22 protein-coding genes and 1 other annotated feature are annotated in these 24,287 nt (G+C 60.4%); of the genes, 14 read left to right on the forward strand and 8 right to left on the reverse strand.

The features are described 5' to 3' along the window. Nucleotides 1-146: 146 nt before the first annotated feature. Complete coding sequence (locus EAH75_RS02000) at nt 147-545, reverse strand: winged helix-turn-helix transcriptional regulator (RefSeq protein ID WP_241668862.1); 399 nt, start codon at nt 543-545, stop codon at nt 147-149. A gap of 93 nt (nt 546-638) precedes the next feature. Here EAH75_RS02000 and EAH75_RS02005 point away from each other — a divergent pair, with 93 nt between their 5' ends. From EAH75_RS02005 to EAH75_RS02015, 3 genes are all read left to right on the forward strand, one after another. Beyond that, nucleotides 639-1,256 (forward strand): FMN-dependent NADH-azoreductase, encoded by a 618-nt coding sequence (locus EAH75_RS02005; RefSeq protein ID WP_140803973.1) that lies wholly within the window; start codon nt 639-641, stop codon nt 1,254-1,256. Between the two features lie 182 nt (nt 1,257-1,438). Beyond that, entirely contained in the window at nt 1,439-1,999 is a 561-nt protein-coding gene (locus EAH75_RS02010; RefSeq protein ID WP_240046327.1) for a DUF1579 family protein, read from the forward strand. Nucleotides 2,000-2,323: 324 nt separating this feature from the next. Next, nucleotides 2,324-3,259, forward strand: a complete 936-nt coding sequence (locus EAH75_RS02015) for a hypothetical protein (protein WP_140803975.1) — start codon at nt 2,324-2,326, stop codon at nt 3,257-3,259. Nucleotides 3,260-3,438: 179 nt separating this feature from the next. Here EAH75_RS02015 and EAH75_RS02020 read toward each other — a convergent pair whose 3' ends face one another. Then, on the reverse strand, nt 3,439-3,678 hold the full coding sequence (locus tag EAH75_RS02020) for a hypothetical protein (RefSeq protein WP_140803978.1): 240 nt from the start codon (nt 3,676-3,678) through the stop codon (nt 3,439-3,441). Between the two features lie 389 nt (nt 3,679-4,067). On the opposite strand from EAH75_RS02020, the gene EAH75_RS02025 reads away from it, so the two are divergent. Then, nucleotides 4,068-4,478 carry a hypothetical protein gene (locus tag EAH75_RS02025; RefSeq protein ID WP_140654707.1) on the forward strand — a complete coding sequence of 137 codons (411 nt, stop codon included), beginning with the start codon at nt 4,068-4,070 and terminating at the stop codon, nt 4,476-4,478. A gap of 145 nt (nt 4,479-4,623) precedes the next feature. Here EAH75_RS02025 and EAH75_RS02030 read toward each other — a convergent pair whose 3' ends face one another. Further along, entirely contained in the window at nt 4,624-5,541 is a 918-nt protein-coding gene (locus tag EAH75_RS02030) for a LysR family transcriptional regulator (protein WP_140654709.1), read from the reverse strand. 157 nt (nt 5,542-5,698) lie between these two features. On the opposite strand from EAH75_RS02030, the gene EAH75_RS02035 reads away from it, so the two are divergent. The 3 genes from EAH75_RS02035 (at nt 5,699) to EAH75_RS02045 (ending at nt 8,695) form a co-directional block, all read left to right on the forward strand. Further along, complete coding sequence (locus EAH75_RS02035) at nt 5,699-6,385, forward strand: alpha/beta fold hydrolase (RefSeq protein ID WP_140654711.1); 687 nt, start codon at nt 5,699-5,701, stop codon at nt 6,383-6,385. A 258-nt stretch (nt 6,386-6,643) separates the two neighbouring features. After that, on the forward strand, nt 6,644-7,750 hold the full coding sequence (locus EAH75_RS02040; RefSeq protein ID WP_140803981.1) for a hypothetical protein: 1,107 nt from the start codon (nt 6,644-6,646) through the stop codon (nt 7,748-7,750). A 285-nt stretch (nt 7,751-8,035) separates the two neighbouring features. Further along, nucleotides 8,036-8,695 carry an energy transducer TonB gene (locus EAH75_RS02045; RefSeq protein ID WP_140803984.1) on the forward strand — a complete coding sequence of 220 codons (660 nt, stop codon included), beginning with the start codon at nt 8,036-8,038 and terminating at the stop codon, nt 8,693-8,695. 200 nt (nt 8,696-8,895) lie between these two features. Here the strand turns inward: EAH75_RS02045 and EAH75_RS02050 are convergent, their stop codons facing one another. Beyond that, nucleotides 8,896-9,828, reverse strand: coding sequence for an MBL fold metallo-hydrolase (locus tag EAH75_RS02050; RefSeq protein ID WP_140803986.1), 933 nt, complete (start codon nt 9,826-9,828; stop codon nt 8,896-8,898). A gap of 624 nt (nt 9,829-10,452) precedes the next feature. Here EAH75_RS02050 and EAH75_RS02055 point away from each other — a divergent pair. Continuing rightward, nucleotides 10,453-11,274: a hypothetical protein gene (locus EAH75_RS02055; RefSeq protein WP_140803988.1), complete on the forward strand. Its 822-nt coding sequence runs from the start codon at nt 10,453-10,455 to the stop codon at nt 11,272-11,274. A 494-nt stretch (nt 11,275-11,768) separates the two neighbouring features. Then, complete coding sequence (locus EAH75_RS02060; RefSeq protein ID WP_140803991.1) at nt 11,769-12,317, forward strand: dual specificity protein phosphatase family protein; 549 nt, start codon at nt 11,769-11,771, stop codon at nt 12,315-12,317. A 251-nt stretch (nt 12,318-12,568) separates the two neighbouring features. Here EAH75_RS02060 and EAH75_RS02065 read toward each other — a convergent pair whose 3' ends face one another. The 3 genes from EAH75_RS02065 to EAH75_RS02075 all read right to left on the reverse strand — a co-directional run bounded on the left by EAH75_RS02065 (nt 12,569) and on the right by EAH75_RS02075 (nt 14,936). Further along, entirely contained in the window at nt 12,569-12,910 is a 342-nt protein-coding gene (locus tag EAH75_RS02065; protein ID WP_140654725.1) for a YciI family protein, read from the reverse strand. A gap of 554 nt (nt 12,911-13,464) precedes the next feature. Beyond that, nucleotides 13,465-14,394 carry a hypothetical protein gene (locus EAH75_RS02070; protein WP_140654727.1) on the reverse strand — a complete coding sequence of 310 codons (930 nt, stop codon included), beginning with the start codon at nt 14,392-14,394 and terminating at the stop codon, nt 13,465-13,467. Then, nucleotides 14,391-14,936, reverse strand: coding sequence for a hypothetical protein (locus EAH75_RS02075; protein ID WP_140803994.1), 546 nt, complete (start codon nt 14,934-14,936; stop codon nt 14,391-14,393). The genes EAH75_RS02070 and EAH75_RS02075 overlap by 4 nt, the downstream gene beginning before the upstream one ends. 739 nt (nt 14,937-15,675) lie before the next feature. Here EAH75_RS02075 and EAH75_RS02080 point away from each other — a divergent pair. Next, nucleotides 15,676-17,250 (forward strand): ankyrin repeat domain-containing protein, encoded by a 1,575-nt coding sequence (locus EAH75_RS02080; RefSeq protein ID WP_161596231.1) that lies wholly within the window; start codon nt 15,676-15,678, stop codon nt 17,248-17,250. A gap of 184 nt (nt 17,251-17,434) precedes the next feature. Beyond that, a complete protein-coding gene (locus EAH75_RS02085; protein ID WP_240046328.1) occupies nt 17,435-17,758 on the forward strand; it encodes a DHCW motif cupin fold protein in 324 nt (107 codons plus the stop codon). Nucleotides 17,759-18,160: 402 nt separating this feature from the next. Here EAH75_RS02085 and EAH75_RS02090 read toward each other — a convergent pair whose 3' ends face one another. Beyond that, on the reverse strand, nt 18,161-19,738 hold the full coding sequence (locus tag EAH75_RS02090) for a PLP-dependent aminotransferase family protein (protein ID WP_241668863.1): 1,578 nt from the start codon (nt 19,736-19,738) through the stop codon (nt 18,161-18,163). 142 nt (nt 19,739-19,880) lie between these two features. On the opposite strand from EAH75_RS02090, the gene EAH75_RS02095 reads away from it, so the two are divergent. The 3 genes from EAH75_RS02095 (at nt 19,881) to EAH75_RS02105 (ending at nt 24,093) form a co-directional block, all read left to right on the forward strand. After that, nucleotides 19,881-21,524, forward strand: coding sequence for an alpha/beta fold hydrolase (locus EAH75_RS02095; protein ID WP_140803997.1), 1,644 nt, complete (start codon nt 19,881-19,883; stop codon nt 21,522-21,524). A gap of 128 nt (nt 21,525-21,652) precedes the next feature. Continuing rightward, nucleotides 21,653-21,706: a sequence feature (sul1 is cis-regulatory element that is thought to sense ions involved in sulfur or methionine metabolism; They are found in Alphaproteobacteria), on the forward strand. 87 nt (nt 21,707-21,793) lie between these two features. Continuing rightward, entirely contained in the window at nt 21,794-23,278 is a 1,485-nt protein-coding gene (locus EAH75_RS02100) for a SulP family inorganic anion transporter (protein WP_140654739.1), read from the forward strand. A 569-nt stretch (nt 23,279-23,847) separates the two neighbouring features. Next, the gene (locus tag EAH75_RS02105) at nt 23,848-24,093 is read left to right on the forward strand and encodes an integrase core domain-containing protein (RefSeq protein ID WP_140803999.1); all 246 of its coding nucleotides are present in this window, start codon (nt 23,848-23,850) and stop codon (nt 24,091-24,093) included. The last annotated feature ends 194 nt before the right edge of the window (nt 24,094-24,287 follow it).

Consider the following 24,287-nt stretch of genomic DNA (forward strand, 5'->3'; position numbering starts at 1 on the left):
CCCAGCGACGGAGTTCCACGACGGTGGCGTGTGCGAAGGGGCAGGGGTTGAAGTTGCCGGTGCTCTAAAACATTTCGAATCACTGATCCTGTGAAGGCCTGCAATGTTTCGGAACCGTGTTTTGGAGCGAGCCGACCTCTGCGCGGCTACTTCGCTGCGTCCATCCGGTTTCGGGCGATGGTTTCCTTGTTCTTCGATGCCCACACGTGAAGTGGCACGAGTGCCCCGCGCAATGTCTGCCCGAGCTGCGTGAGTTCATAGTCCACGCGCGGTGGCACTGAGGGAAAGACGGTGCGGGTGACAATGCCATCCGCCTCCAGTCGTTTCAGCGTCAGCGTCAGCATCCGTTGCGAGATGCCGCTGACACGTCGCTGGATTTCGTTGTAGCGCAGCGAGCCCCTGGACAATGCACCCACCACCATGATGGTCCACTTGTCTCCGACGCTGGCCAGCACCTGGGCCAGGCCCTTGCACTCGGTCGCGGACAAGGCGTTCTCGGGAACAGGATTGTTCGTTTCGGACATAAAAGTGCCTTCTTGTGCCATGCCGTCGTGCTTCCCAAACTAGCGTTGCGAACAAATTGTTCGTTGAGGTTAGTCCAGGCGAAAGAACGCCGCAACGGAAGGAAGAGCACGACGATGACGAAGCTTTTGATGATCGAGGCGAGCACCCGCGGAGAACATTCCATTTCCCGGAATCTCGCAATAAATTTCATGGCGCAGTGGAAGCTGACGCATCCGGAGGGTGAGATCGTCGAGCGAGATCTGGCAACGACCCATCTGCCTTACATGAATCTGCCCTGGTTGCAGGCCAGCCTGACGCCGGCCGACAGGCACACGCCGGGAATGAAGGATGTTCTGCAGGTTTCCGATGAACTCGTTGCCGAACTTCTGGCGGCGGACCACATTGCGATCAGCACGCCGGTCTACAACTACAACGTCCCCGCGAATCTCAAATCCTACATCGACCACATCGTGCGCAAGGGCCTCACGCTGGGCATGACCGGCGAAGGCTTGGTGCACGGCAAGACGTGCACGGTCCTCATGGCTTCGGGAGGTGTCTACACGGAGGGATCGCCGATCCGGGACCGGGATATCGCAACCACGTATCTGCGCCTGATACTCAAGGTCATCGGCATCGAAGACGTGACCTTCGTGGCTGCCGGGGGAACCAAGGTGGTCGACCTTGGAGAGCGGCCACGGGGCGAGTTCCTCCAGACGTTTGATGCCGCGATCACCTCGGCAGTACGGGCTTGACAAAAACGGGGTCCAAAAGCGAGGTCGGGCTCACCGATCCCGTCCTGGTTTCGTCCCCCTATTCGGGCGGCGGCATGGCCAGAGGAACTTGCCGCCCGAGGATGTCCGGTGTCACATTGCGCAAGGCCGGATTGGCACTGACTGACAGGGGGTGTTGCGTGAAGCGTTCCCGTACCTTGCTTGTGATCGTCGCGATGATGGCAGTCGCCGCGCTGGTGCCGGTGGCCTTTGCCTCGCAGGACACGCCAAAGGCCCTCGACCGACCCGACATGAGCGGGCTGCACGATTTCGACTTCCTGGTTGGCGACTGGCGAGTGCACAGCCGCAAGTTGAAAGAACCCTTGTCTGGCCGCCAGGAATGGATCGAGTTCGAGGGCACGATCAGTTCGCGCACGCTGATGGAAGGCCGGGCAAACGTGGACGACACGGTTTTCCACATGCCAGGCGGCATCTACCGGGGCGTGGCGCCGCGTGCCTACGATCCAAAGACTGGCCAATGGGCCATCTGGTGGATCGACGGCCGTAATCCGTTCGGCAACCTGGATCCCCCGGTGAAGGGACGCTTCGTGCACGGCGTCGGCACTTTCCATGCGGATGACACGCTCAGGGGAAAACCGATCAAGGTCCGCTTCATCTGGTCGGGAATAAGCCGCAACGCCGCCCACTGGGAGCAGGCATATTCGAACGATGGCGGAAAGACCTGGGAGACGAACTGGGTGCAGACGCTGGAGCGGGTGCGGTAAGCCAGGCAAAGAGGTCAGGTTCATTTGATTTCGCTCCATCAATGAACCTGCCCCTTTCTCGCCGACTTCGTCCCGAAACCGGAACGGAGGAAGTTAAGCCGAGCTGACTACCTCCGTCCCCTTTGCTGGGGAAGTGTGCTCGAAGGAAAAGTGCACTCCGCCTCTTGTTGTCGCTATAAATGGGCGAGGGGCAATCGCGCAAGCCAAGCTGTCGGTTCGGGGCTGCCAGATGTATTCGTGACGCGTGACGGTGTTCGAGCTGTGCCCGGTGCGCTCCGTGCGGCGCCGCCAGGACATGGGCCAATCGTCAATCAGGGGATAACCATGGTTACGTTTCAGTGCGAAACAAAAGGTTGCGGTCATATCTTGCTCAACTCGAGCAAGCGTTATGCCTACGAACTGGCCGGATTTACCTGCCCGAAGTGCCACAAAACGGGTTCCTGGAAGAACTATACGGGCGAGATCCACCCGGTGGTGTTGGCGCGGGAGGATGTCCGCATCGTCGAGTTGAAGCAGAAGCTACTGCTGGCGCTGGCGGAACGTGATCGACTGAAGATCGAGTTCGACCAGGCATGTGCTGAACGAAGAAACTGCGAGCTTGCCTACAACGCGCTGCAGAACCCGGACATTCCCACGATCGTGTCGGAGTTGAAAAAGATAGAGAGGAAGACCAATGCAGCGCTCGTTGCGGGGCAGCGGCACCGGGACGCAGAAGAGGCGGCCGCCAAGCTGGACTCGGCGATAGACGACCTGGGCAATCGTGACGCCGTCAATCGCGATGCGGGTACGGCCTACCGAAGCGCAGCCAGCGTCGAGGCCGCGTCCCAGAAGAACAAGCTGTACATCGGCAACCGGCAGTATGTGTCGCAGCACCGCGACAAGGGACCACTCAAGAAATTTCGCATTCTCGATGTTCCGAACTGGTCTCCCGGGTTGAACGTCGCATGGGTCGAGGGCGGCATCAGTGCCAAGGCCCATTTCAAGATCAAGCTGGATTCGACGAACCAGTACGCGAACATTCCCGATACGGTTCTCAACAAGTTCAAGGATGTGCCGGCGTACGACGCCGAAGATTTCCTTGCCCTGTGCAAGACAGACGGGAAGAACTCCCTGCTATGGTTTGACAAAGATGGCTACAACCGCCCGACCTGGACAGCGCTCGAAATATGGTGCCTGTTGCGCAAGGGTTACAGCTTTCAGTTCGGCGACAGCAAGAAGGACGGAAAGGGCCGGAAGATCGTACTGACACCGCCCGTTTGACGAGAGGAGAGGGCCGTTCGGAAAACGGGTTCAGGTTCACTTCCCAAGGCCTACTTGTTGTGTAGCGGTCGATGAGCAGGTCGGATTCGGAATAAAGGGGGCAGATATATTTTTCATCCTTATAAAATGTCTCTGACCCCTTTTTCATCGGTCCGGAGGGCAGCCGGCCAAGATCCACTTCATCCAGAGCAGCCACCGCAACATATGGTCGGCAACTGCACCACCTGTTCCGGCGCCACCGCCCAGCCGGTTCGCCGCAGTAACTCGATCAGGTCGCTCACCGTCACGTAGGAGGATATCCGCATCACCAAGCCACTCATGTCGAGATCGACTACCGCGTTGGGATCGATGTCGAACATGACGTCCTGGATGACGTCGGGGCCGGGGCACGCATCGGTGAGCGCGATATGGAATTCCATCGTATGGCCTCGTTTCATGCCTGTCGTTGTGGCGTGGCGATACCGCATGTTCCCCGCGCAGCACGATGGTCGTCTTGACCCTGGTCAGGTGACGAAACAAAAGCTGGAGTCGGAGTGGACTTCCTTTGAATGCCGGGCTCGGAGCTAGCCGGGGCACAAAACGAGGTCAGGTTCACTTATTTGGCATACGGAAGTGAATCTGGCCTCGTTCGTTTCTGCGGACTAAAACCGGGGTCAGAGTGCACTTTCTTCGTTGAAGGAGTCTTGGGGATTTAAAGGGGACATGGCTAATTAAATCAGGTCGTCCAGCGGTAAGGGGCAGGGCAATTAAATCGCGGTCGGCTCTTTCCTGATCCTGGTTGAGTATCCAATTGATAGGGGAAAACATGATGAAGCGATTACTTGTTGCATCACTCGGCATGATTGGCTGCTTATCGGTCCAGGCGGGAGCGCCGATTCTCTCGTGCGACAAGGCGCCGTTGCTGTCCGACTTCGAGAAGCAGCTACCTGACCACGTGCTGGGTACCGAGGCGGATGCGCCTCCCCATATCACTTCGCAATTTCCCCGGTTCTATGGCGGCGAGCCGTTCAACCGCACCCACACAACGCTCGTCTGCTTTGTATTGGCGCTGGATGCCAGCGGCAAGACCGAGGCTGCCGAGATTTCCTATCCCGCTGGCGTCCGACTCACCGCCAAGGAGCGCGCCGCTCTCATGAGTACAACGTGGTCACCCGCCCTGTCGCATGGCCATCCTGTCCCTTCCCTGACGAGCATCAGCCTGACTTCATCCATTCGATGAAGGATTAGAGAGGACGATTATTTGAACCCGGGGTCAACCCGGGTCAGAGTGGACTTTCTAGTGGCGCCCGTTGTGAAAAGGCGACTTTGACCCCTGTTTTGGAAGTGATCACGGGAGGTCAGTGAGCCTGTTCGACACTACATACCTAAACGACATATCGGATGATGCTGTGGTTTTGAACGCTTGCCACCAACTCGTCGGCACGAGATAGAAACCGAAGGAGCAGGGGAGATGAATTCGCATTGTTGTATCCCAGGGCGAGATCAATCGTCGGAGGTACGCCGTCGAGCGCCCGGGCAACAACATTCGGTGTCAGCATGTTTTGCGCATACAGCGGAATGAGCGTTACGCCACCCGTGGACGTGACGAGCGACATCGCCGATGGCAGATTCTCTCCTTCGTACTCCGCCTTGAGCGTGATCCCGACCTTCGCTGCGTAATCCTGAATCACGGACTTCAATACCGGAGACGTTCTCGCCGAACTGACGTAAATTTCGCTGGCCAGGTCCTGCGGCCGGATCTTTTTGCGTGACGTCAGGCGATGATCCGCCGGCAACACGGCGATCAGCGGCTCCCTTGCCAGGAATTTGAAGGACAGGCCTTCGGTCTGTGCTTCCGCGCGAAGGAAGGCAACGTCCAGCTTCCCTCGCATCAGCGCGAGCGCAAGTTCCGGGGAGGACTGGCTGCACAGCGTGATTTCGGCCTCCGGCGCCTCCTCCCGGAGGATACGCAGCGCATGGGGTAACCACACGACTTCCTGCCCGGCAAGGAAACCGATGGCTAACACAAGCTTTTCCGGCTGTGCTGCCCGCCGTGCACCGTCGGTAGCGGCTTCAACTTGCGAGAGCGCCAAGCGCGCGTGATCGAGGAAAATTTTCCCGGCAGCGGTGAGCGCCACGCCACGTGCTCCACGCTCCAGCAGTTTTACACCGACTTCGGATTCCAGATCGCGAATCTGCCGGCTCAACGACGGCTGCGACGTGTGAAGTCGCCGCTGAGCAGCGGCCAATAGTCCGCCTTCCTCTGCGACGGCGATGAAATAGCGCAAATGTCGAAGTTCCATCTGACCTCCCGTATGCATTCAAGGCATAGGTTCGATCACACAAAGTATTTTTCATCGATAGAGGGGAGACGTATCGTCGCAGTCGCTGCCGTCTTTGTACCAACGGAAGCACCCCCAATCACTCCAGTCAAAGCTGAGAAGCGAAGGAGAATTCAATATGTCTGCAATATCCAAACCTGCCATCGTGTTCTGCCACGGTATCTGGGCCGATGGATCGTGCTTCAGCAAGGTAATCCCCGCTTTGCAGGCGGACGGGCATGAGGTGATCTCAGTTCAATATGGCCTGGACTCGTTCGAGGAGGACGTGGCTACGATAAAGCGCACGCTCAACCGCGTCGGCAGCCCCGCCATCCTCGTGGGTCATTCTTATGGGGGCGCTACCATCACGGCCGCTGGCGTCGATGATCGGGTGGCCGGCCTCGTCTACATCGGAGCGGTTGCCCCGGATGTCGGCGAAACCGTACAGGAGCAACTCGACAAGTATCCATCGGATATCTTCTCACGCGTGGAGGTCGCGGACGGACGTGCCTGGATGCTTCCGAATGGTACTGAGTTCTTCTGCGGAGACCTTTCCGAGGAAGAGCAGAAGCTCGTCTGGGCGACCCATTATGCACCCGTCGCCGATCTGTTCCAGCAACAGAAGATCAAGCGCACCCCGTGGAAGTCGAAGCCGAGCTGGTTCATTTTGACCACGCAAGACCACACTGTGCATCCCGACCTGCAACGGTGGGTCTCAAAGCGCATGGGGGCGACCGTCACCGAGGTAGCAAGCAGCCACGTGCCGATGCTTTCCCAGCCGGACGTCGTCATCGACGTAATCCGCAAGGCCGCAGCCGCTGTTTAAAATTTCCGGAAAACCGTGACGGAGGAAGTTAAATGCCCTTGGGCTGGTTTTCGGCTCGCTTCGGCCGTCCAGTCCGTCGCACACTTACCGGGCGGCACAAGGCCTTCTTCGCCTGGGCCCGCTTAATTTCCTCCGTCCCGATTTCCGCAAACGGTTACGTTTTCGCACACCAACAGCAAGCTTTCGATGTCTCCTTCAACCGCGGTGCACTTCGTAGTTGAATTTTCCCCAACCCAAATCTAAGGAAGGTTAAGGTCCATGAAAAAAATGTTCGTTTCGCTGATGTTGATGTTTAGCATATTTATCACCGGCAGTGTGTCGGCCACTCCGAACATTAGCGGTGATGTTCGCGGAGTCACTTTTTTCTATCTGGATGGAGTAGCGGAGGATTTCCCTTGGGTACTCGCCAATCAATACGATCCTGCTATTCGCGCCAAGATTGATGCGCTGCTTACGCAATATCGTAGCGCCGGCGTTAACTGGATTCGCCTGTTGGTAGCCTACAATCATTTTCCAAATCGAAGTGAAGTAGAGCCAGTCCCTAGTGCCACGTTAATTCGTGAAGTCAATGATTTCATGGCAATAACCCGTAGTGGTTCCAACGCGGGCGCTTTCACTATCGAATTGGTACTTGTGACACAAACGGACAGTAATGGCTTGTTTACGGATGTAAGCCCGTACTTGCATGACAAGCTTTGGTACAAAACTTGGATTGACAACCTTAATTACACCAATCTCGGAATGATCATGCTGGGTGGTGATCTCTCTCCGTGCTATCTGTCTGGGTGCGAAGGAGATAAGGTCGCGGTGCAGCCGCTGCCCATGAATCACGGAGCGTGGATCAAATCTATCTGGGCTTGGAAGCAGTCCTACGCGCCGTTCCTGAACGCCTCTTATGAGGTCATCGGAGTGCAGGGAAATAGCAACAACAATCCCCTGCTCATCAGTAAATTGGCGACATGGATGAACGCCAATACGCCATCCAATCCCATCGTGGCGGCAGCGCTCTATGTCTCCCTACCATCTGGTTCAACATGGCAAAGCTACGCTACGGCTACCAACGCAATCCTTGATTCGTATGCTTCAGTGTCTTCGAAAGCTCTGTGGATCGACGAGTACGGCATGTCATTTGGTACCAATTGGACGGTGCAGGATCAGGTTGCTGCCTACCAGGGATTCCTTGGCGCGAGCGTATGTATGCGTCAGAAGAGGTACTCGAAATTTGCTTGGGTTGCTGGCAATGACTATCCATACACCGGGAGCAATTGGTATGGACTAGTTGCATCTTTCAATGGAACGACACCTGCGATGCAGCCAGCTTGGTCTGATCTTTCGCTTTACTACAATCTGCAAACCTGTCCTTGAGCGTTCAACTGCAGTAATGGCACGGCGGGTAATAGAAGAGCAGCTCGCCATTGGTCGATTGGGCCACTCAGCGCCGGAGCGTGACGATACGGATCACCTCAGAGCGAAACCGGGACGGAGGAAGTTAAGCCGCGCTTCCTCAGAAGCCAGCGTTCAAGACAGGCGAAAACAGGGTTCGAAAGCAGGGGTCAGAGTGCACTTTCCTTCAGGCCGACCCTGGGAAGTCGGCTCTGATCCCGGTTTTGATTGCATGCGGCGCGGAGCCGACAACACAGGGGGAATGCGATGAAATGGATGATGGTCTGTTTGCTGACGATGGGATGTATCGGTACCGCGGTCGCGCAACCTGCGGAGCGGAGTTTCCGTTACGACCTGGCGCTGGACATTGACGTGCAGGGTCACGTCTCGCACGTCGCGTTGCCGGATGGTGTGCCGACGCCATTCGTGGTGCCGCTGCAGGAGGCGGCGCGCCGTTGGACTTTCAAAGCACCGGTGCGGAATGGCGTGCCGGTGACAGCGCGTACCTATGGCCGGGTGCAGTTGCTGCTCGTACCGCAGGACAAGGATCACTACGGGATGAAGATCGACTGCCTCTCCAACGGACCCAGTCTGACCTTTACCCACAATCCCAGTTACCCGCCGGAAATGGTTCGCGACAGGGTCGAGGGCACCGTCACCATGTCCGCCGTGGTGCAGCCGGACGGCCGCGTGACCGACATCCAGCTCAAGGATGCCAAGCTCTCCCAGCATGTCGTCGTGGGCACGCACCACGCTACCGAAGTGTTCGCCCGGGTTTTGCGGGAGTCGATGCGGACCATGCTCGCCAAGCCCGAATGGGTCGACGGCAAACCGGTGGCGACGGCCATCGTGCTGCCCATGAGCTTCGGTTTGAACGGCAGTAGTGACGGCGTCGCCAATGCATCGGGTAGCGCACTAGGGCCTTGAGGGCGGCATAGAGGAGCGGCGGTCATTGAGCCGAGCTCGCAAAACGGCGTCAGGTTCACTTATTTGGCGTACGGAAGTGAATCTGGCCACGTTCGTTTCTGTTTCCAAAGAACAAACCGCCGCGAGTCTTGCGAACTCGCGGCGGCCCATTTCAATCGTCAGTGCAACCTACAGAATGATGGTTGCTGGTCGAAAATCCATCAGTAATCCCACTGCACCGGCACGAAACGGAAGCTCTCACCGTTCTTTGCAACGTGACCGATGGATGGGAACGCGATGTGCGCTGCGGCCAGCAGCGAGCCGGTTTCAGCGGCTTCGTTGAGCAGCGCGATGCGCGCGGCCATCGCCACTTCAGGCTCGTGCTCGAAGCCGTTTTGCCATGTGGGATGATCGAAGCCCACTTCGAAAATCATGTCGCCGACGAACGTCAACTTTTCGCCTTGTGAAGCAACGTCCACGACGCAGTGTCCCGGCGTGTGGCCACCCGTCACGCGCGCGGTGACGCCTGCGGCGACTTTCACGGTCCGATCGAACGGCGCGATGTTGTCGCTGTAGAGCTCCACGAACCTCGCAGCCGCTTTGCGGAGCGCGGGCGGCACTGCTTCGGGCATCACCGTCCTGCTGAAATCCGGGTGCTTCCAGAACTCCACTTCCGCCGCGGCCACGTGGATACGCACGTTCGGGCGCAGTTTGGCCTTGATGCCATCCACGTTCAGCCCGCCAACGTGATCCATGTGCATGTGCGTGACCACGATGTCGGTGATCGCCGCGAGATCGATGCCTGCCGTTTCCAGCCGCAACACCGAGCGACCGGCACGCGAGAAGTACTCGAAACCGTCGCCCACGCCCGAGTCGATCAGGATCAGGCGGTCGCCGCTGCGTACCAGCGCGATATTCAGCGCCCAGTCGAACATGTCACGTTGCAGGAAACGATGGTCGAACCATTTGTTGCGGTCGGCTTCGCTTACGTTGGTGGACATGGTGGAGGTTGGCAGCGGCAGGATGCCATCGCTGATCAGCACGACGTCGACGTCGCCAATGCGCACGGCGTAGCGGGAAGACACGAGTTCGCCGGAATCGTCATTGCCAATGTTGGCGGTAACCGGTTGCACGTTGCGGGCTGTAGCGCTCATTTTTCAGGAGTCCTGTGGGTTGCGTGGGGTAATCCGCGGGGGAGGGCGCGGTGCACGAGCACGACCGCGAATGTCGCGCGCTTCGTTGTGCTCGCGCTTTCGACTGATCGTGCGATCAAGTCTAGGCAGGGGAGCTCGCGCCGGTAGTACCGTGAAGGTCCTCAGCATGTTGCCCTGGCTGCAACAATCGACAACGGCTTCCCGCGAGAAGAAAAAAATAGTGCGGAAATTGAAGGGGACGTGGCTGATTGATTCCATCGGCCACCTTGATTGGCCGTGCCGGTGGACGTCCGTTTGATTGGCCACGTCCCCTTTGTCTGCGCGCCGAGCACCCGAACCCGACGCGCCAGGTTATTTGCTCGACCCGCCGAGCTTCTTGCCCGGCCGGTCGAGCTTTTTTTCCGGCCCGCCGGGAAATGATCCCGACCGATGCAGTCTTCCGCTTCGTCTTGCTTTGCCAACGAGCGGAGCCGGATATTACGAACCCGTGGGGCGGCAAAAATTTCCAGCTTGATGTCGATTTCGGAAGATCCGACTCGTCGTTCCGATGAGCGGTCGGTAAAGGCCGTGCAGCAAAAACCGTGAATCGAGCCGCGCAGCCGGCGCTATCCAGAGGGCAACGCCATGTTGATGACGACGATCGCAAGGATGTCTGGCAGCCATGAACGCGGCTCTCTCCGGACCGTTGGGAGGCCGGCGAATCCGCGCTTGACGGGCAGGCTGGCCGCCAGGCGGATGGCTTGCGCGGCCCTGGTCGGTTTCGCCTTGATCGGCGCTGTCGCGCATGCGGCCGAGTCCTACCCCCGCATGGCCCCCGTCAAGGCCTACCTGATGGAACGTGCCCAGGAAATCGCGCTGGCCAGAAGTGCCGCACCCGCTTCCATTTCCAAGGACGCGACCGTCCTGGTCTTGACCCCCAAGGGCTATGAAACCGCGGTCACCGGTACCAACGGGTTCGTCTGCTGGGTGGCCAGGGGTTTCAGCGGTGCGCCGGACTGGCCCGAGCGATGGAGCCCGAAGATCCGCGCCGCAGGATGCGACAACCCGCAGGCCGCGCGCAGCATGACGCCGATCGCCAAACTTCGCACGGCGATGACCCTTGCCGGTCGCTCTGACGCCGAAGTCGCCGACCGCATCGGGGCTGCCCTCCGCACCGGGGAAATTCCCCCTCTGGGCCCGGGCGCCATGTGCTACATGATGTCGAAGTCGTCCTATCTTTCCGACGACGGCGGCCATGACATGGCGCACGTCATGTTCTACATCCCGTCCAAGGATGGCGCCGACTGGGGCGCCAACGCGTCCGGCTCCCCCGTTTTCGGCGGCAACTACTGGTTCTACACGGCGGATCACCAGGCCGATGCTGCCAAGCTGCCGCCGCTGTCGGTTCTGCTGGTCGGCGTCGCCACCTGGTCAGACGGGACGCCTGCCGCGATGCCCGCGATGTAGACGTCTTCGAACTGAGGCCTGTGCTGTCGGTGATGGGACTGCCTTTTCGTTCGCGCGCGCTGAAGACGTCGGCGTCCGGAGATTGTGGTAGCTGCAGTCGGAGCACGGCGTCAGCTACCCAAACCAAAAGAGGGGCAGGGACCATTGAATGCCGCCAGCGATATCCGATCCCGCCGCGCGCGGAACTCGTGAATTGTCCTGACACCTTTCCCTTGGCCTTGCGCGCAAGGCCGACGCCTTGCACGCGGTGCCCGGTCAGCCCGGCGGTTCCTAAGCCCAGAAAGGTGCCAGGGACAATTTCGGGGCGGCAACAGGAGTCATCAAATTGTCCCTGACACCATTCTTCGGGCTCGGCAAGAATGGGTAGAAGACCAGTCAACCCAAAAACAAAGGTGGCCGTCAGACCCGGGCATCTCACCCTGACACCATTCTTCTTTTCTAAATCGATCCACGGAATGTGGTAAACGTCTAACAACGATGACGGGAGAGTCGTAATGTGCCAGACAAACCACGTACAAGGGCATTTGTTGGGAGCGGGCGGCAACGTTGGTTTTGTACCGTTCATTCACTTTAATGGCTGGACTTTGTACCTATCATCTGCGAATGGTGCTTACACGATTCCCAACGCAACAGTCTTTGATGTGCAATTAGATGGCTACTACGGTAGGGAGCACGAATTAGACGAAGAGATAGCTGCCAGACTCGATCTGCTCAGCGATGAGCTTGTCAGGTGTTCCAACAGAAACGTGCCTGTGGTAGTTCACTGCAATCATGGTCGAACACGGTCTGTCATTGCCGTGGGAGTGTATTTAATGCGTGTTTTTGGCATCAACAATGTGGAAGCATTCGAAATAATTAAATCGTCGTTCACAGCTAGCGAAAGCGCGCATTATCATGCGCCGGGTGAACGGGTTGAGAGGGCGCTGATGATGTACGCGCAGATGCGAGGCAACGCAAGGAGCCAGCTAAATTTTGAATCTGAAGGAGGGCGCCGTTCGGGACGCGTTGCCGCCAAAAATGTGTGCACTGGCAACTGCGGCTGAATCTCCAGCCGATCCTGGCCCTTTACATGTCGCTCGGGACGAGCAGTTGCAGCACGGCCGCCTCTCTGTCGACTAGTTTTGAACTTTCTGATTATTTTTGCCATTGCAGCCGCCTCTCGCCTGTTGCTTCGACAACTCAAGCACGGCGCATAACAATCCGTCCAAGCCGAAAAGGTGTCAGAGACAATTTCGGGTCGCCAAAGGCCTCGTCAAATTGTCCCTGACACCATTGTTCGGACACCATTGTTCGACTACTTGACCCGGCGAACCTCCTGCGGCCAGCCGCATGCTTCGGCCAATTTGCCCGCCCATTGCCTTGCCGCCTGCTCGTCGGCCACGTCGATCACGGCGAATCCGCCCAGGAACTGGGGGTTCCGCACGTACGGCCCCTCGGTGAACCTCAGCGTGCCGCTGGTGGCATCCGCGCTGAAGGCATTTTCCGGGTCTTCGTCCAGCCCTCCGGCAAACACGTAGGCGCCAGCCGCCTTCATATCGTCCACGACCGCGCGTGCAAGCGGACCGCGCGCGGCGAACCACGTCTCGGTGTGCTCGCCGACCCACGCCTGGTTGAAGTAGATGATGTACTTGCTCATGCCATGCTCCGCGACCGCGCAGCCCCGGTGGCTGCCATTCTCTTCACGACGAACGGGTGAATTGCGATTCGACACAAGTGGGCAAAGCCGAACCGCGCCGGAGGCCTTGCTTTCCACCTCGCCGCTGTGGCCGCGCCGCCTTGCCGCTGACCCTCGCCGGCTCACCGTCGAGTCCTTCAGCCTCGGCGATGAGCCGGAAGGGCTCATGCATGACGCTCCCTTGCTCAACGGTGAGGCTGCCCATGCTGACGATTGAGTCTTTTGATGTCATCGACGAGGCAGCAACCACTCGTGCATGAGGCTCGCTGGCTCATCGTTGAGTCTTTCTGCCTCATCGCTGAGCCGGAAAGACTCACGCGCGAGGCTCCGCGGCTCAACGATGAGGCTCGTCCCGCGCACGCATGAGGCTTGCCCCTTCGTCGGTGAGCCCGAACGCTTCATCGCCGACTATCGGCAACCTCATCGCCGAGTCTTTCCGGGTCATGGATGAGGCGCAGCAGCCTCATCCATGAGGCAAACCGCGTGTTGCTTCACATGAGCCAGGTGATCGGTCGTCACGGGTCCTGCACGGCCAGGCGCAAATCCCAGATGGCTTTGTTCTGGTCCCAGAAAATCGCGTAGCGCTGCTCGTGATGCATCGCGTAGTAGACGGGGGTTCTGTCACCCGTTTGCATCCAGAACAGGCAGTCTCCTATCAGGCCGCAGCCGAATTCCCGCGTGTCGCGGGGATCGAGGTAGTTATTGGTCCAGTCGCTGTCGGACGTCTTGAGTGCGAAATTGACGCGGGCGACGTCGTCGAAGTTGGAAATGCCGACGCCGCCCATTTTCAGACTCATGGTTGTCATGGTCGGCGGCGGCGCGACCAGAGTGTCGTAGCGCGCGAGCGCCGCGGGACGATGGAAGCGCGTCATGAGCGAAGCGAATTTCTGCGCCTTGGCAGATTGCGCGTTGAGTACCGTGGACGCATGCGTAACCTGCGATGTCGCACGTGGCGGATGGACCGTCGACGCCTGCGTGATGGCGTGGCTGGCCATGGCGGCGTGCGCCAACTGTTGCGGTGTGGCGTGGGGGCTTGCGAGCGTGGCCATGGCGTTCTGCTTGTCCGTACCCGCCGCCGCGTTTGCCGCCGGTTTCAATGCCGGCTCCGCCTGCCGGGCGAGGCTCGCCTGGTCCGGCTGGTTGGCCTGGGCCGCGGGTGGCGCTACGGATTCCTCAGGCGATGGCGGGGCCGTGCCGGTCGGCGCGGGTTGGGCCGCAGACATCGCGGCCTGAGGTGCAGGTTCATCGTGCATCTCTGGTGCCGCGCGATGGCTGGCATCCGGCTCGGCGACGGTGCCAGCCGGCGTTGACGGCGTGCTTGCGGTCTGCGCCGCCATCACGGCGGCTGTGCTCTCGGTTGCCTGTCCGCTCTCCTGGCCAGAACAGCCTGTCAGCAGGATGGCGAGCAGCAGTGGTCCGTAGACATGGCAGGGCGAGATATTCATGGCGCACCTCGATGATTGTCATCCGCGCTATCGGGTTTGGGGGCGTCGCCGGCCCTGCGTCCTAGCACATAACCGGCGATGGTGCCGAAGAGGCCGAGTCCGGGTGAGATCTGTTGCGCGCTGAAGCCGGCGCTGATCAGGAAAAGTGTGCCCGTGACGATCAGGTTGATCGCCAGAAGCTGCAGGATTTCATACGAGTTTCGCTTTGGCGTGCGCAAAAGAAGGTATTGCACGAACAGGACGGCGGTGCCGAACAGCAGGATGGCGTATGACAGCAGTTGCTCGCGGTCCGTCAGCATGGAGTGCTGCGCCTGCTGTTCGCTCGACAGCCGTTGGGGTTCGCGCGGCGCATTGCTGAACGCGCCGGGATTGGGCGGGGCGGTTGCGGTGGTCGGGGCATTCGCGGGCGCCTGCGCGGGTGGGCCCTGCATGGCTCGGGCGCCTGTCGTGACGGCAAGGCACGCGAGCAGGATCATGGCTGGAATCGCGAAGCGTCGACGATCGCGGTGGCTGTTTCGAGAAGCGAGAGGCGAGAAGTGCATGTCAATCCTCCGTTCCGTGGCGGTCGAAGGAGAAGGCGCTCCACCGACCGGGGCGAGGCATTGGGATTGCGGCAGCCGACGTCCGGGTTGCGGCATCGGGTGACTGGCTTCGTTTCTTGGACGCGTTGGATGTTTTTGCGCAAAGAGCAAAAAAAAGCGCTTGGAGTCTGCGTGGTGCGCAGCGAGCCGGCAGTTACGGTTCCGGGCTTACCCGCTGAGTCGCGCCATGCTGAACCGGTGGGGATCTGAAAGCGGGCGCGGACTGCACTCCCCATTCCCCTTCCGCAAGGACCCAGTGGCGTCCCGTCGGAATTGGCCGGAGTGTACTCAACGGAATTTGCGGCGAGAAGTGCCGAAAAAGTCTGAATGCGCCTTCTTCAGGCTCGACATCGCCATGGCTGCTGCGCACTGTCCATGGACCACGCGCAGCCACCCTTATTGCGGGACGGCCGAAACGGTGTCAGGGACGTAACCAAAACGGGGCCAGGTTCACTTATCCTCCGTTCGGAAGTGAACCTGACCCCGCTCCCGGTTGACCCCATTCCCGCTTCGCTTGATGCCAAACGGCCCATGTGTGTTGATTCTTTGCGAATGCGTGGCGCATCATCACCGGGCGCTTCGGGGCGCTCGCGGGTCCGCGCGAAGGACGGAGTCCACCCTGGTTGAACACGCATGACGGCATCCCGTCTCCGTGCTGGCCAGCTTGCGGACCGCCGGCCTCTGCATGGAGGTTGTCGTGATGACCCACCGTATTCTTCCGGACCGTCCGGACATCGATCAGCTGAAGCGTCAGGCCAAGGAGCTCAAGCGACTGGCCACAGGTGGCGATCCCGCCGCGCTCGAACGCTTTCGCATCCTGCCTGCTTTCGCCCATCTGCCCATGGATGCCCTGGCCGGCGTTTCCCTGGCTCTCCACGACGCCCAGTCGGTGATGGCGCGCGAGCATGGCTTTCCCTCATGGAAGGCACTTGCCGAGCGCATCGAGGAGCTGACGCTGCAAGGTGATGAAGCGGTGGTCGCCTTCGTCGAAGCGGCGACGGATGGACGCAGCGGACGTGCGCGCCGATTGCTGGAGCGGTATCCCGATCTGTCCCGCGTCAGCTTTCACGCCGCACTTGTACTGGGGGATGCTGCCCGGGTGGAAGCCTTGCTGGCCGAAAACCCCAGGCTTGCGCAGGAGCAGGGCGGGCCACGCGACTGGCGGCCGCTGCACTACATCTGTCATACCGCACTTCACGCCGCGGGGCTTGCCGACCCCGATGGCCTGGTGGCGATCGCGCGACGGCTGCTGGCATTGGGTGAAGACGTGCAGCTGCGCTTTCCGTGGAAGCACCATGGCGTGCATCGTCCGGTGCTGTGGGGCGCGATGCTGGTGACCGGTTCGCTTCCCGTGGCCGAGGTGTTGCTGGAAGCCGGCGCCGATCCCGACGATGGCGTGACGTTGCCCATACTCGCCAGCGCGGGCGACATCGCCAAGCTGGATTTTCTGCATGCGCATGGCGCCTCGGCCAACCAGCGCTGGGCCACGGACGGAGCGGCCACGCTGTACGCGATCCTCCAGTGGTCGAACGCCATCGATGGCGTGCGCTGGCTGCTTGATCATGGCGCCGATCCAGACCCGGTCTTCGAGCCCAACGGTGAGAGCCCCATGCATGCGGCAGCCACGCGTGGTGACGTGGCCTTGGTCGAACTGCTGGCCGCACGTGGGGCGGATCTGTCGCGGCGTCGGGCCGATGGGTATTCCCCGTATGCCCTGGCGGCGATGAACGGCAACCGCGCCGTGGCGGAGTGGTTGGCCCTGCATGGCGCCAGCGAGGCGCTTGAGCTGGTCGACCAACTGATCGCCACGGCCAGCCGTGGCGATCGTGTCGCGGTGGACGCCATGCTTGCCGGGCATCCGGCATTGCGCACCCAGATCCGGCCTGATCACTACGCGGCGCTGTACCGTGCCGCCGAGCAGGGTGATGCGGATGCGATCGATGCGTTGCTGGCCTGCGGCCTGGATCCGGATCGCGGTGACGAGGAGATCGGCAAGACCGCGCTTCACTGTGCGGCGATGAGTGGGCAGGTGGAGGCGGCGCGCTTGCTGCTGGCGCGCGGGGCCTCCACCGCTGTGCGCGATCTGGAATTTCACGCTCAGCCACTGGTCTGGGCCGCCGAGGGTAGCCGTATGTCGGAAGGCCGATGTGGCGACCACGAAGCGGTTGGCCGACTGCTGCTGGATGCCGGCTCGCCGGTCGAATGGCGTTCCGACCAGGAGCCCTCCGACGCGGTGCTGGAGATCATCGACGCCTGGCGAAGGGAGCGCCGATAGGCAACTCGAAAGCCGATAAGGGGACGGAGTGAATTAAAATAGGATAATTGCCGTCCCCTTTTGGGGTGTCCGAAAGCGAGGCTGCGCTTGGGGCCGATGCGGAAAGCTGCAAACATATAACCCGACCTGCGCGTCGGCCCACTAGCTAGTTAGGAACTACTGCAGAGAGGGGCAACCCGTGCAAATGGCAGGCATTCCATTCGGTACCACCGACTGGTCGACGATCGAGCGAACTGAACATAAAGGCGAGCGCGGGCTCGCCTATTGGCGCACGCAAGACTTCGGAGGCATCCGCGTGCGCATTGTTGAATACACACCAGGCTATTTCGCGGACCATTGGTGCGTCAAAGGCCACGTCCTTTTTTGCACTGAAGGCGAACTTCATACCGAACTCGAGGATGGTCGGATATTCGTTCTCAAGCCAGGCATGAGCTACCAAGTTGCGGATAACGCCGAACCCCACCGCTCATACACAGAGCTTGGCGCAAAGCTGTTCATTGTCGATTGAGGAATGTGCCCAACTCTTCGTTCCAGCGGATCGCCTTCGGCGGCCGCCAAACTCAACCGTTGAATGACCGCTCCTGGCGGCGGATTCAACCGGTCGACGCAACACATTGCCGATAACGTTCGGCGGGTGTTTCGTAGCCTCACGTCTTCCTCGGACGTTCGTTCAATCGCCTGGCGATGGCGCTGCACAACGGGGTCAGGTTCACTTATCCTCCTTTCGGAAGTGAACCTGACCCCGTTCCCGCTGAATCGACGCTCGAACCGCTACTCGCCCTGGCGTCGGTGTGCGTGTTGATCGGCGTGGTGCTGATGGCCTGGCTGGTCCTGCGATCGCCCGGCTGAGCGAAAAGTGCCCAGTGCGAAAAGGAGGTGCGAAAAGGCGTTAGGGATAATTTTGACGCAGTCACAGGGCGGTTAGATTATTCCTGACGTCAATTCGGTTGACCCCTTTTTCGACCGCCAGACAGGCCTCGGCGAGCCGGGCTCCGGCTCGCTTGAGGCTGGCCTCGGACAAGCCGGCGTAGCTGAGCACCAGCGTGACGTGAGCGGGCGGCATCCGGTGGAAGCGCTCGGCAGAACGGATGCGCACACCACGCGCCAGTGCCTCGGCCATCAATGTCCCGGTGGCACTACGTGGCAATCGGGACAAGTGCACGAAGAGCGATCCACCTGCCACCGAGCCGGTCACCGCCATGGCGCTGCCCAGACGCACTTGCAGCGCGTCGTGCAAAGCCCGGTGGCGGGGAGCCAGACGGTGTGCGATCCGCCGCAGATCGCGCAGGTACTGGCCGCTGGTGATGCACGCGGCGAGTACGTGCTGCTGCATCGACATGCTGCCGCGATCGGCCAGCCACTTGACCGCCAGGAACCGCTCGCGCAGCGGGCGGGGCACCAGCATGTAGCCAAGCTGCAGCGCGGGAAACATGGAGCGTGCAAAGCTGCTCACGTGGATCACCCGGCCGTGGCGGTCCAGCGACCACAACGACGGGGAGGTACGCACGCCGAAGCGGTGCTCGCAATCGAAATCGTCCTCCACTAGGCACGCATCGTGCGCATAGGCCCATTGCAGGAGAGCCCGGCGCCGCTCCTCGGGCATGACCACACCGGTGGGGAACTGGAAGGACGGGGCCACGTTGACCAACCGCACACCGTCCAGCGCCGCGGCATGGCGGTCGATGTCCAGGCCGTGCGGGCCCACCTGACACGGCACGATCCGCGCTCCCATCGCTTCGTAGGTATGGCGCACGCTCCAGTGGCAGGGTTCCTCCACGCCGACGCCATCGCCTTCGTCGAGCAAGACGCGCGCGATGAGGTCGCATGCCTGCTGGGCGCCGCTGACGATCAGAATGTCGTCCGGATCGACCTCGATCGCCCGCTCGACGCTCAGATAGCCGGCCACGGCCTTGCGCAGGTCGACGGCGCCTTGCAGTTCGGGGAAGTCAGGTGCATCGCGACGGCGCAGCAACGCCATCAGGTTCTGCACCCAGGCCTTGAGGCTGCGTGGGTCGGACTTCACGCGAGGCTGCGCAAGATCGATCACATCCGCTTCGATCACCTCCGCTCCAGGCGCAGGCAGGTCCGCCTCGGGTACGGCAGGCAGCACGGCGCGCCGGGCCAGGCGGGACAACCGCGGATTTCCCGGCGCCTCGACCTGCTCCTCCACGAACGTCTCGCACGCGAACACCCCGGCGGGGCGCGTACTCACGTAGCTGCCGCTGCCCGAGCGCGATTCGAGGTAGCCCTCGCTTTCCAGCTGGTCGTAAGCCATCAATACGACGGTACGAGAAACCCCCAGGGCGACGGCCATCGAGCGGCTTCCGGCCAGGCGCGCACCCACCTGGAAGCGACCCGAATCGATATCCCGCCGGATCGACTCGGCGATCTGGACATACATCGGTTCGTCGTTTTGCCGCCTGTTCGCCATCCATGCTCTCCGTGGCGGCTCGAAGTGGTTACATCGAAAAAGCTCGCGACCGGTCATTTACGGTCCCGCTCACCCTGAGGATGATCATGCCACGGCTCGCAGGACGCCAAGACCGTCAAAAAAAGCCGGAATGCCGATGGCAGTGAATGCCATAGCGGGACTCATGTATGCGGCCACTACCGACCAGGGAATCATCAGGATGAAGCTCTTTACGTTGTCTGCGCGCAAGCTGGTGGTGTTGACCGCTTGCGTGATGTGCTCGGGGCTGGCCAGCGCCCACGGTGTCGACGATCACAGCGGCGATCCGGCCTACGCCAGGTACTACCACCAAGCGGTGAACTGGGGTGGCTGTCCGCCATCGTTGTTCACCGACGGCAGCACCATTCAATGCGCCCTGGTCACGGTGCCTGTCGACTGGGCCGACCCGAGTCAGGGTGACATCACCATCGGTATTTCCAGGCCGCTCAACCCGGCGCCTTACTCCCGGCTGCTGCTGGTCAACGCCGGCGGTCCGGACAACTCCAGCGCTTCCCAGGCGGAGATGCTCGAACAGTTGCAGCCGCAGGTTGAGGTCGACCATCTGGTGGTCGGCGTCGACCTGCGCGGCATTACCGATGGCCTGGGCACTCAGGTGAGCTGCGACTATGCGCAGCGCAGCGGTGCCGAGAATTTCATGGACGGCGACAGCCGCAATCCCACGGTTGAAAGCGTGCGAGCGCAGCAGAATTGGTGGAGTCGTTCGATCGGCCCATGCCTGCAACAGCATGCGACGTTCCTCAAAAGCATCACCACGCCCAACCACGCGCGTGATCTGAACCTGGTGCGTGCCGTGCTGGGCTTCCCTCGCGCCGATCTGTTCGGCGTCTCCAGCGGCAGCAGCCTGATGGCGTATGCAACCCGCATGTTCCCCGACCGGTTCGAGCGCGTGGTGCTCGACAGCAACATGAACTGGCTGCATCTGGACTGGCAGCGACAGGCGTTGAGCCGGATGTCGATGGATCAGTTGAACGTGCGGCAGGCGTTCATCCCGTTCATCGCACGGCACGACGACCAGTTCCACATGGGCACGACGCCGCCGCAGGTGATGACGACGTTCCAGCGAATCTATCAGGCCACCTCGCAGCACCGCATGGGCAGCGTGACACCGGACCAGGCGCTGGGTTCGCTGGACGGCACCGGCATGTGGGTGTTCTGGGATCTGCTGGTGTCGCCGTCGCTGAGCGCCATGTCCCAGGCGCTGGATGGCGACCCAGCCCATATTGCCAATGCCGAGCAGATGGCCGCGATGACCTTTGCCGATTTGCGCAGCCAGTCAAGCTTCAACCCGATGTCGGACGTCCTTCAATGCAACGACTCCGGCTCCACCGATCCGCGCAGCACCGCCCAGAAGATCGCGGACGTCCGCACGTACTGGGCCATCGGCGCCTCCACCGTGGTGGACAAGTGCCAGCACTGGCCGTGGCAGCCGGCGCTCGACCGCAGGCTGGAGTCGCGCACCAGCGTGCAGGCCCTGATGGTGCAGAACGAGTTCGATCCGTCCACGCCTTACTCGGAGGCTCTCAAGGATCGACTCGCGAACGGCCCCGCGGCACGGATGGTGCTGGTCAACAACGCCACTACCCACGGCGCCATGTTCGACGACAACGCCTGCATCACCAACGCCGAATTTGCCTATCTGAATTCCGGCGTCATGCCTGTCAGGGACGTGGTCTGCCAGGCCAAGCCCATGCATTCCTTCGCCATGCAGGACGCCGTGACCTATGAATACGGCTACCCGGCGATGGGCTGGTGGTTGCCGCCGCCGCCGAACATCCATCAGGTGAGCTGGCTGCTGGTTCCCTGAGCCTCTGTGCCTCGCGCGCAGGCGGGACAATTAAAGGCAATTAAAGGGGACGTCCGTCCCCTTTAATGCTGCCGTCCCCTTTAATGCGATTGATGCCGCGGTGCAAAAAAGCGACAATAAGCGCATCCATCGGACCCGGCACAGCCGGGTGGCTTGTCCGGGCGCCTATCCCCCGGAAACCTCGCAACACACCATACTCGCACCCCGTCGGGGCAACGGAGTTGTGCCGCTGTGGCTGTGTTCGCGATCTTCTAATTGGTCTATAAAAAATGAGGTTTCTTCATACTCTTCGTCGTGAGTGGCTCACCAATGTGCCTACCGAATTGCTGTCCGGCGCATTGGTCGCTCTTGCACTCATTCCGGAAGCCATCGGCTTTTCCATCGTGGCAGGCGTCGACCCGAAAGTTGGCCTCTACGCCTCTTTTTCCATAGCTGTCGTGACCGCGTTCCTCGGTGGCCGAAGGGCGATGATCTCCGCCGCCACGGCGTCCACGGCGGTATTGATGATCACACTGGTTCGTGACCATGGCCTTCAATATCTGTTCGCCGCGACCATCCTGATGGGCTTGCTGCAGGCTGCCGCCGGCGCAGCTCGATTGGGCCTCGTCATGAAATTCGTGTCGCGCTCGGTCATGACCGGGTTCGTCAATGCATTGGCCATTCTGATCTTCCTGGCGCAGCTCCCCCAGTTCGTGGGAGCAGGCTGGGAGACCTACGCCATGGTTGCTGGCGGCCTGACGGTCATTTATCTCTTTCCGTTTGTTACGAAGCGTGTGCCATCGGCCTTGGTGAGCATCGTCGTGCTCACCGCATTCGCGATACTGGCCAGCCTGAAACTCCGCACGGTGGGCGATATGGGGCACCTGCCTTCAAGCCTGCCTGTGTTCGGTATTCCGCACGTGCCGTTCAACCTGGACACGTTGAAGGTCATTTTCCCCTACTCGCTCGCCATGGCTGCAGTCGGTTTGCTGGAGTCTTTGCTTACCGCCCAGATTGTGGACGACATGACGGATACCCCCAGCAACAAGAGCCGCGAATGCGTCGGCCAGGGCGTGGCGAATTTCGTGACCGGCTTCCTCGGCGGCATGGGCGGCTGCGCGATGATTGGGCAGTCCGTCATCAACATTACGGCCGGTGGCCGAACCCGACTGTCCACCTTGTTCGCCGGCTGCTTTCTGCTTTTCCTGATTGTCGTGGCCGGGGACTGGGTAAGACGCATCCCGATGGCTGCATTGGTCTCCGTGATGATCATGGTGTCGATCAGCACGTTTGACTGGTCTTCTTTCCGCAATCTGCGCTCTCATCCCTGGTCATCCAATGTCGTCATGCTCTCGACGGTGATCGTCGTGGTCGTCACGCGCGACCTGTCCAAGGGAGTGCTCGTAGGCGTCTTGCTGAGCGGCGTGTTTTTCGCCGGAAAAGTGGCGCGCATGTTTGCAGTGACTTCGGAGCTTGCCGATGACGGAAAATCGCTCACTTACTACGTCACCGGGCAGGTCTTCTTCGCATCAGCCAGCGGCCTCATCGATGCGATTGACTACCAGGACGTGCCATCGAAAGTTCGCATCGATGTTCGCGGCGCCCACTTCTGGGACGTAAGTTCCATCAGCGCGCTTGACGACATTGTTCTGAAACTGCGTCGGCACGGAGCCGATGTCGAGGTTGTCGGTCTCAATCAGGCAAGTGAGGCGATGGTGAATCGATTCGCCACACATCACCGTGCCGATGCTCCAATCCGGAAAGCGGGCCATTGAACGCTGAAGTGGTGCTGCCAGCCTCAACGTGACCGAAGATTAAAGGGGACGTGGCTAATTAATTTCGCAGGTAAACCCGCGTTCGTTTCCGGCAGCTCTAGAAGTGCCTGGCGTGCCCTGGATACATGAATTCCGGAACCAGCAGCCTGCTCCTGCAGAACGTGCAGTGGATATCGGTGTAGTCCATGGCGGCCAACGCGGTCACCACTTCTTCAAAGGTCAGTTAGCCCGTGAACCGGCGATTGCGCACGGTCACGAGATCCCTCGCAGGCTGCGACCTGCCCAACAGACCGATGATGCCATTAGAGTCTGCGGTGTTTCTTTCGCCAATGAAATTGCTGACGCTGCCGGCCCAGGAGGTATCGTCGGAGGGGTTGATCTTGGCCAGGCCATAATTGGTGCAGTTGGTGCCGGACACGTACGTCTTGGATGACACTACTTCGTTGTACAACAATACGGGGTCAAGTTCACTTCTCCCAAGTAGTAACTTAACCTGACCCGTTCCCTAGCCTGCCGCAGGCCCGATCCATCACACCGATCGCGGCGTACTGGGCAACTACCGTCGCCTGATGGCCGCACATGGCCTGCTGCCGAGCATGAGCCGCCATGGCGACTGTTACGACAACAGGTGCGCGGAGAGCTTCTTCTCAACGCTGAAGAATGAACTCATCCACGGTCAGGCCTTCACTACGCGCGATGCGGCGAGGGTGGCTATCGTCAGTTACATCGAAGGGTTCTATAACCGCAAACGACTGCATCAGACACTTGGCTATCGCACACCGACCGTTGCCGATGACGAGGCCATGCGTGCTTAATTAACGTGTCCGAAAAAGCCGGGCCACCTCATGGCAAATTAGATTTTGTCAGTCACCTGCCGATCCGGTTAAGTTGTCCGATCTTAATTCGCCACATCCCCTTTTCTGGTCGCGACGCCGTGGTGGTTTTGGACTAAAGCATTGCCCTGTCTCAGCACCCAAGACCAGAGTTTTTGGGGCAGGGCGAATGGATG

This window comes from Rhodanobacter glycinis, from assembly GCF_006438785.1.
GTDB lineage: Bacteria > Pseudomonadota > Gammaproteobacteria > Xanthomonadales > Rhodanobacteraceae > Rhodanobacter > Rhodanobacter glycinis_A.

What these genes read in the sequence shown, in the direction of transcription:
- EAH75_RS02020 (WP_140803978.1), bottom strand. Translation starts at nt 3,678, where the DNA reads ATGGAATTCCATATCGCGCTCACCGATGCGTGCCCCGGCCCCGACGTC.
- EAH75_RS02015 (WP_140803975.1), top strand. Translation starts at nt 2,324, where the DNA reads ATGGTTACGTTTCAGTGCGAAACAAAAGGTTGCGGTCATATCTTGCTC.
- EAH75_RS02030 (WP_140654709.1), bottom strand. Translation starts at nt 5,541, where the DNA reads ATGGAACTTCGACATTTGCGCTATTTCATCGCCGTCGCAGAGGAAGGC.
- EAH75_RS02060 (WP_140803991.1), top strand. Translation starts at nt 11,769, where the DNA reads ATGTGCCAGACAAACCACGTACAAGGGCATTTGTTGGGAGCGGGCGGC.
- EAH75_RS02055 (WP_140803988.1), top strand. Translation starts at nt 10,453, where the DNA reads ATGTTGATGACGACGATCGCAAGGATGTCTGGCAGCCATGAACGCGGC.
- EAH75_RS02090 (WP_241668863.1), bottom strand. Translation starts at nt 19,738, where the DNA reads ATGACCGGTCGCGAGCTTTTTCGATGTAACCACTTCGAGCCGCCACGG.
- EAH75_RS02095 (WP_140803997.1), top strand. Translation starts at nt 19,881, where the DNA reads ATGAAGCTCTTTACGTTGTCTGCGCGCAAGCTGGTGGTGTTGACCGCT.
- EAH75_RS02080 (WP_161596231.1), top strand. Translation starts at nt 15,676, where the DNA reads ATGACCCACCGTATTCTTCCGGACCGTCCGGACATCGATCAGCTGAAG.
- EAH75_RS02025 (WP_140654707.1), top strand. Translation starts at nt 4,068, where the DNA reads ATGAAGCGATTACTTGTTGCATCACTCGGCATGATTGGCTGCTTATCG.
- EAH75_RS02005 (WP_140803973.1), top strand. Translation starts at nt 639, where the DNA reads ATGACGAAGCTTTTGATGATCGAGGCGAGCACCCGCGGAGAACATTCC.
- EAH75_RS02085 (WP_240046328.1), top strand. Translation starts at nt 17,435, where the DNA reads ATGGCAGGCATTCCATTCGGTACCACCGACTGGTCGACGATCGAGCGA.
- EAH75_RS02050 (WP_140803986.1), bottom strand. Translation starts at nt 9,828, where the DNA reads ATGAGCGCTACAGCCCGCAACGTGCAACCGGTTACCGCCAACATTGGC.
- EAH75_RS02045 (WP_140803984.1), top strand. Translation starts at nt 8,036, where the DNA reads ATGAAATGGATGATGGTCTGTTTGCTGACGATGGGATGTATCGGTACC.
- EAH75_RS02100 (WP_140654739.1), top strand. Translation starts at nt 21,794, where the DNA reads ATGAGGTTTCTTCATACTCTTCGTCGTGAGTGGCTCACCAATGTGCCT.
- EAH75_RS02075 (WP_140803994.1), bottom strand. Translation starts at nt 14,936, where the DNA reads ATGCACTTCTCGCCTCTCGCTTCTCGAAACAGCCACCGCGATCGTCGA.
- EAH75_RS02065 (WP_140654725.1), bottom strand. Translation starts at nt 12,910, where the DNA reads ATGAGCAAGTACATCATCTACTTCAACCAGGCGTGGGTCGGCGAGCAC.
- EAH75_RS02070 (WP_140654727.1), bottom strand. Translation starts at nt 14,394, where the DNA reads ATGAATATCTCGCCCTGCCATGTCTACGGACCACTGCTGCTCGCCATC.
- EAH75_RS02040 (WP_140803981.1), top strand. Translation starts at nt 6,644, where the DNA reads ATGAAAAAAATGTTCGTTTCGCTGATGTTGATGTTTAGCATATTTATC.
- EAH75_RS02035 (WP_140654711.1), top strand. Translation starts at nt 5,699, where the DNA reads ATGTCTGCAATATCCAAACCTGCCATCGTGTTCTGCCACGGTATCTGG.
- EAH75_RS02000 (WP_241668862.1), bottom strand. Translation starts at nt 545, where the DNA reads ATGGCACAAGAAGGCACTTTTATGTCCGAAACGAACAATCCTGTTCCC.
- EAH75_RS02105 (WP_140803999.1), top strand. Translation starts at nt 23,848, where the DNA reads ATGGCCGCACATGGCCTGCTGCCGAGCATGAGCCGCCATGGCGACTGT.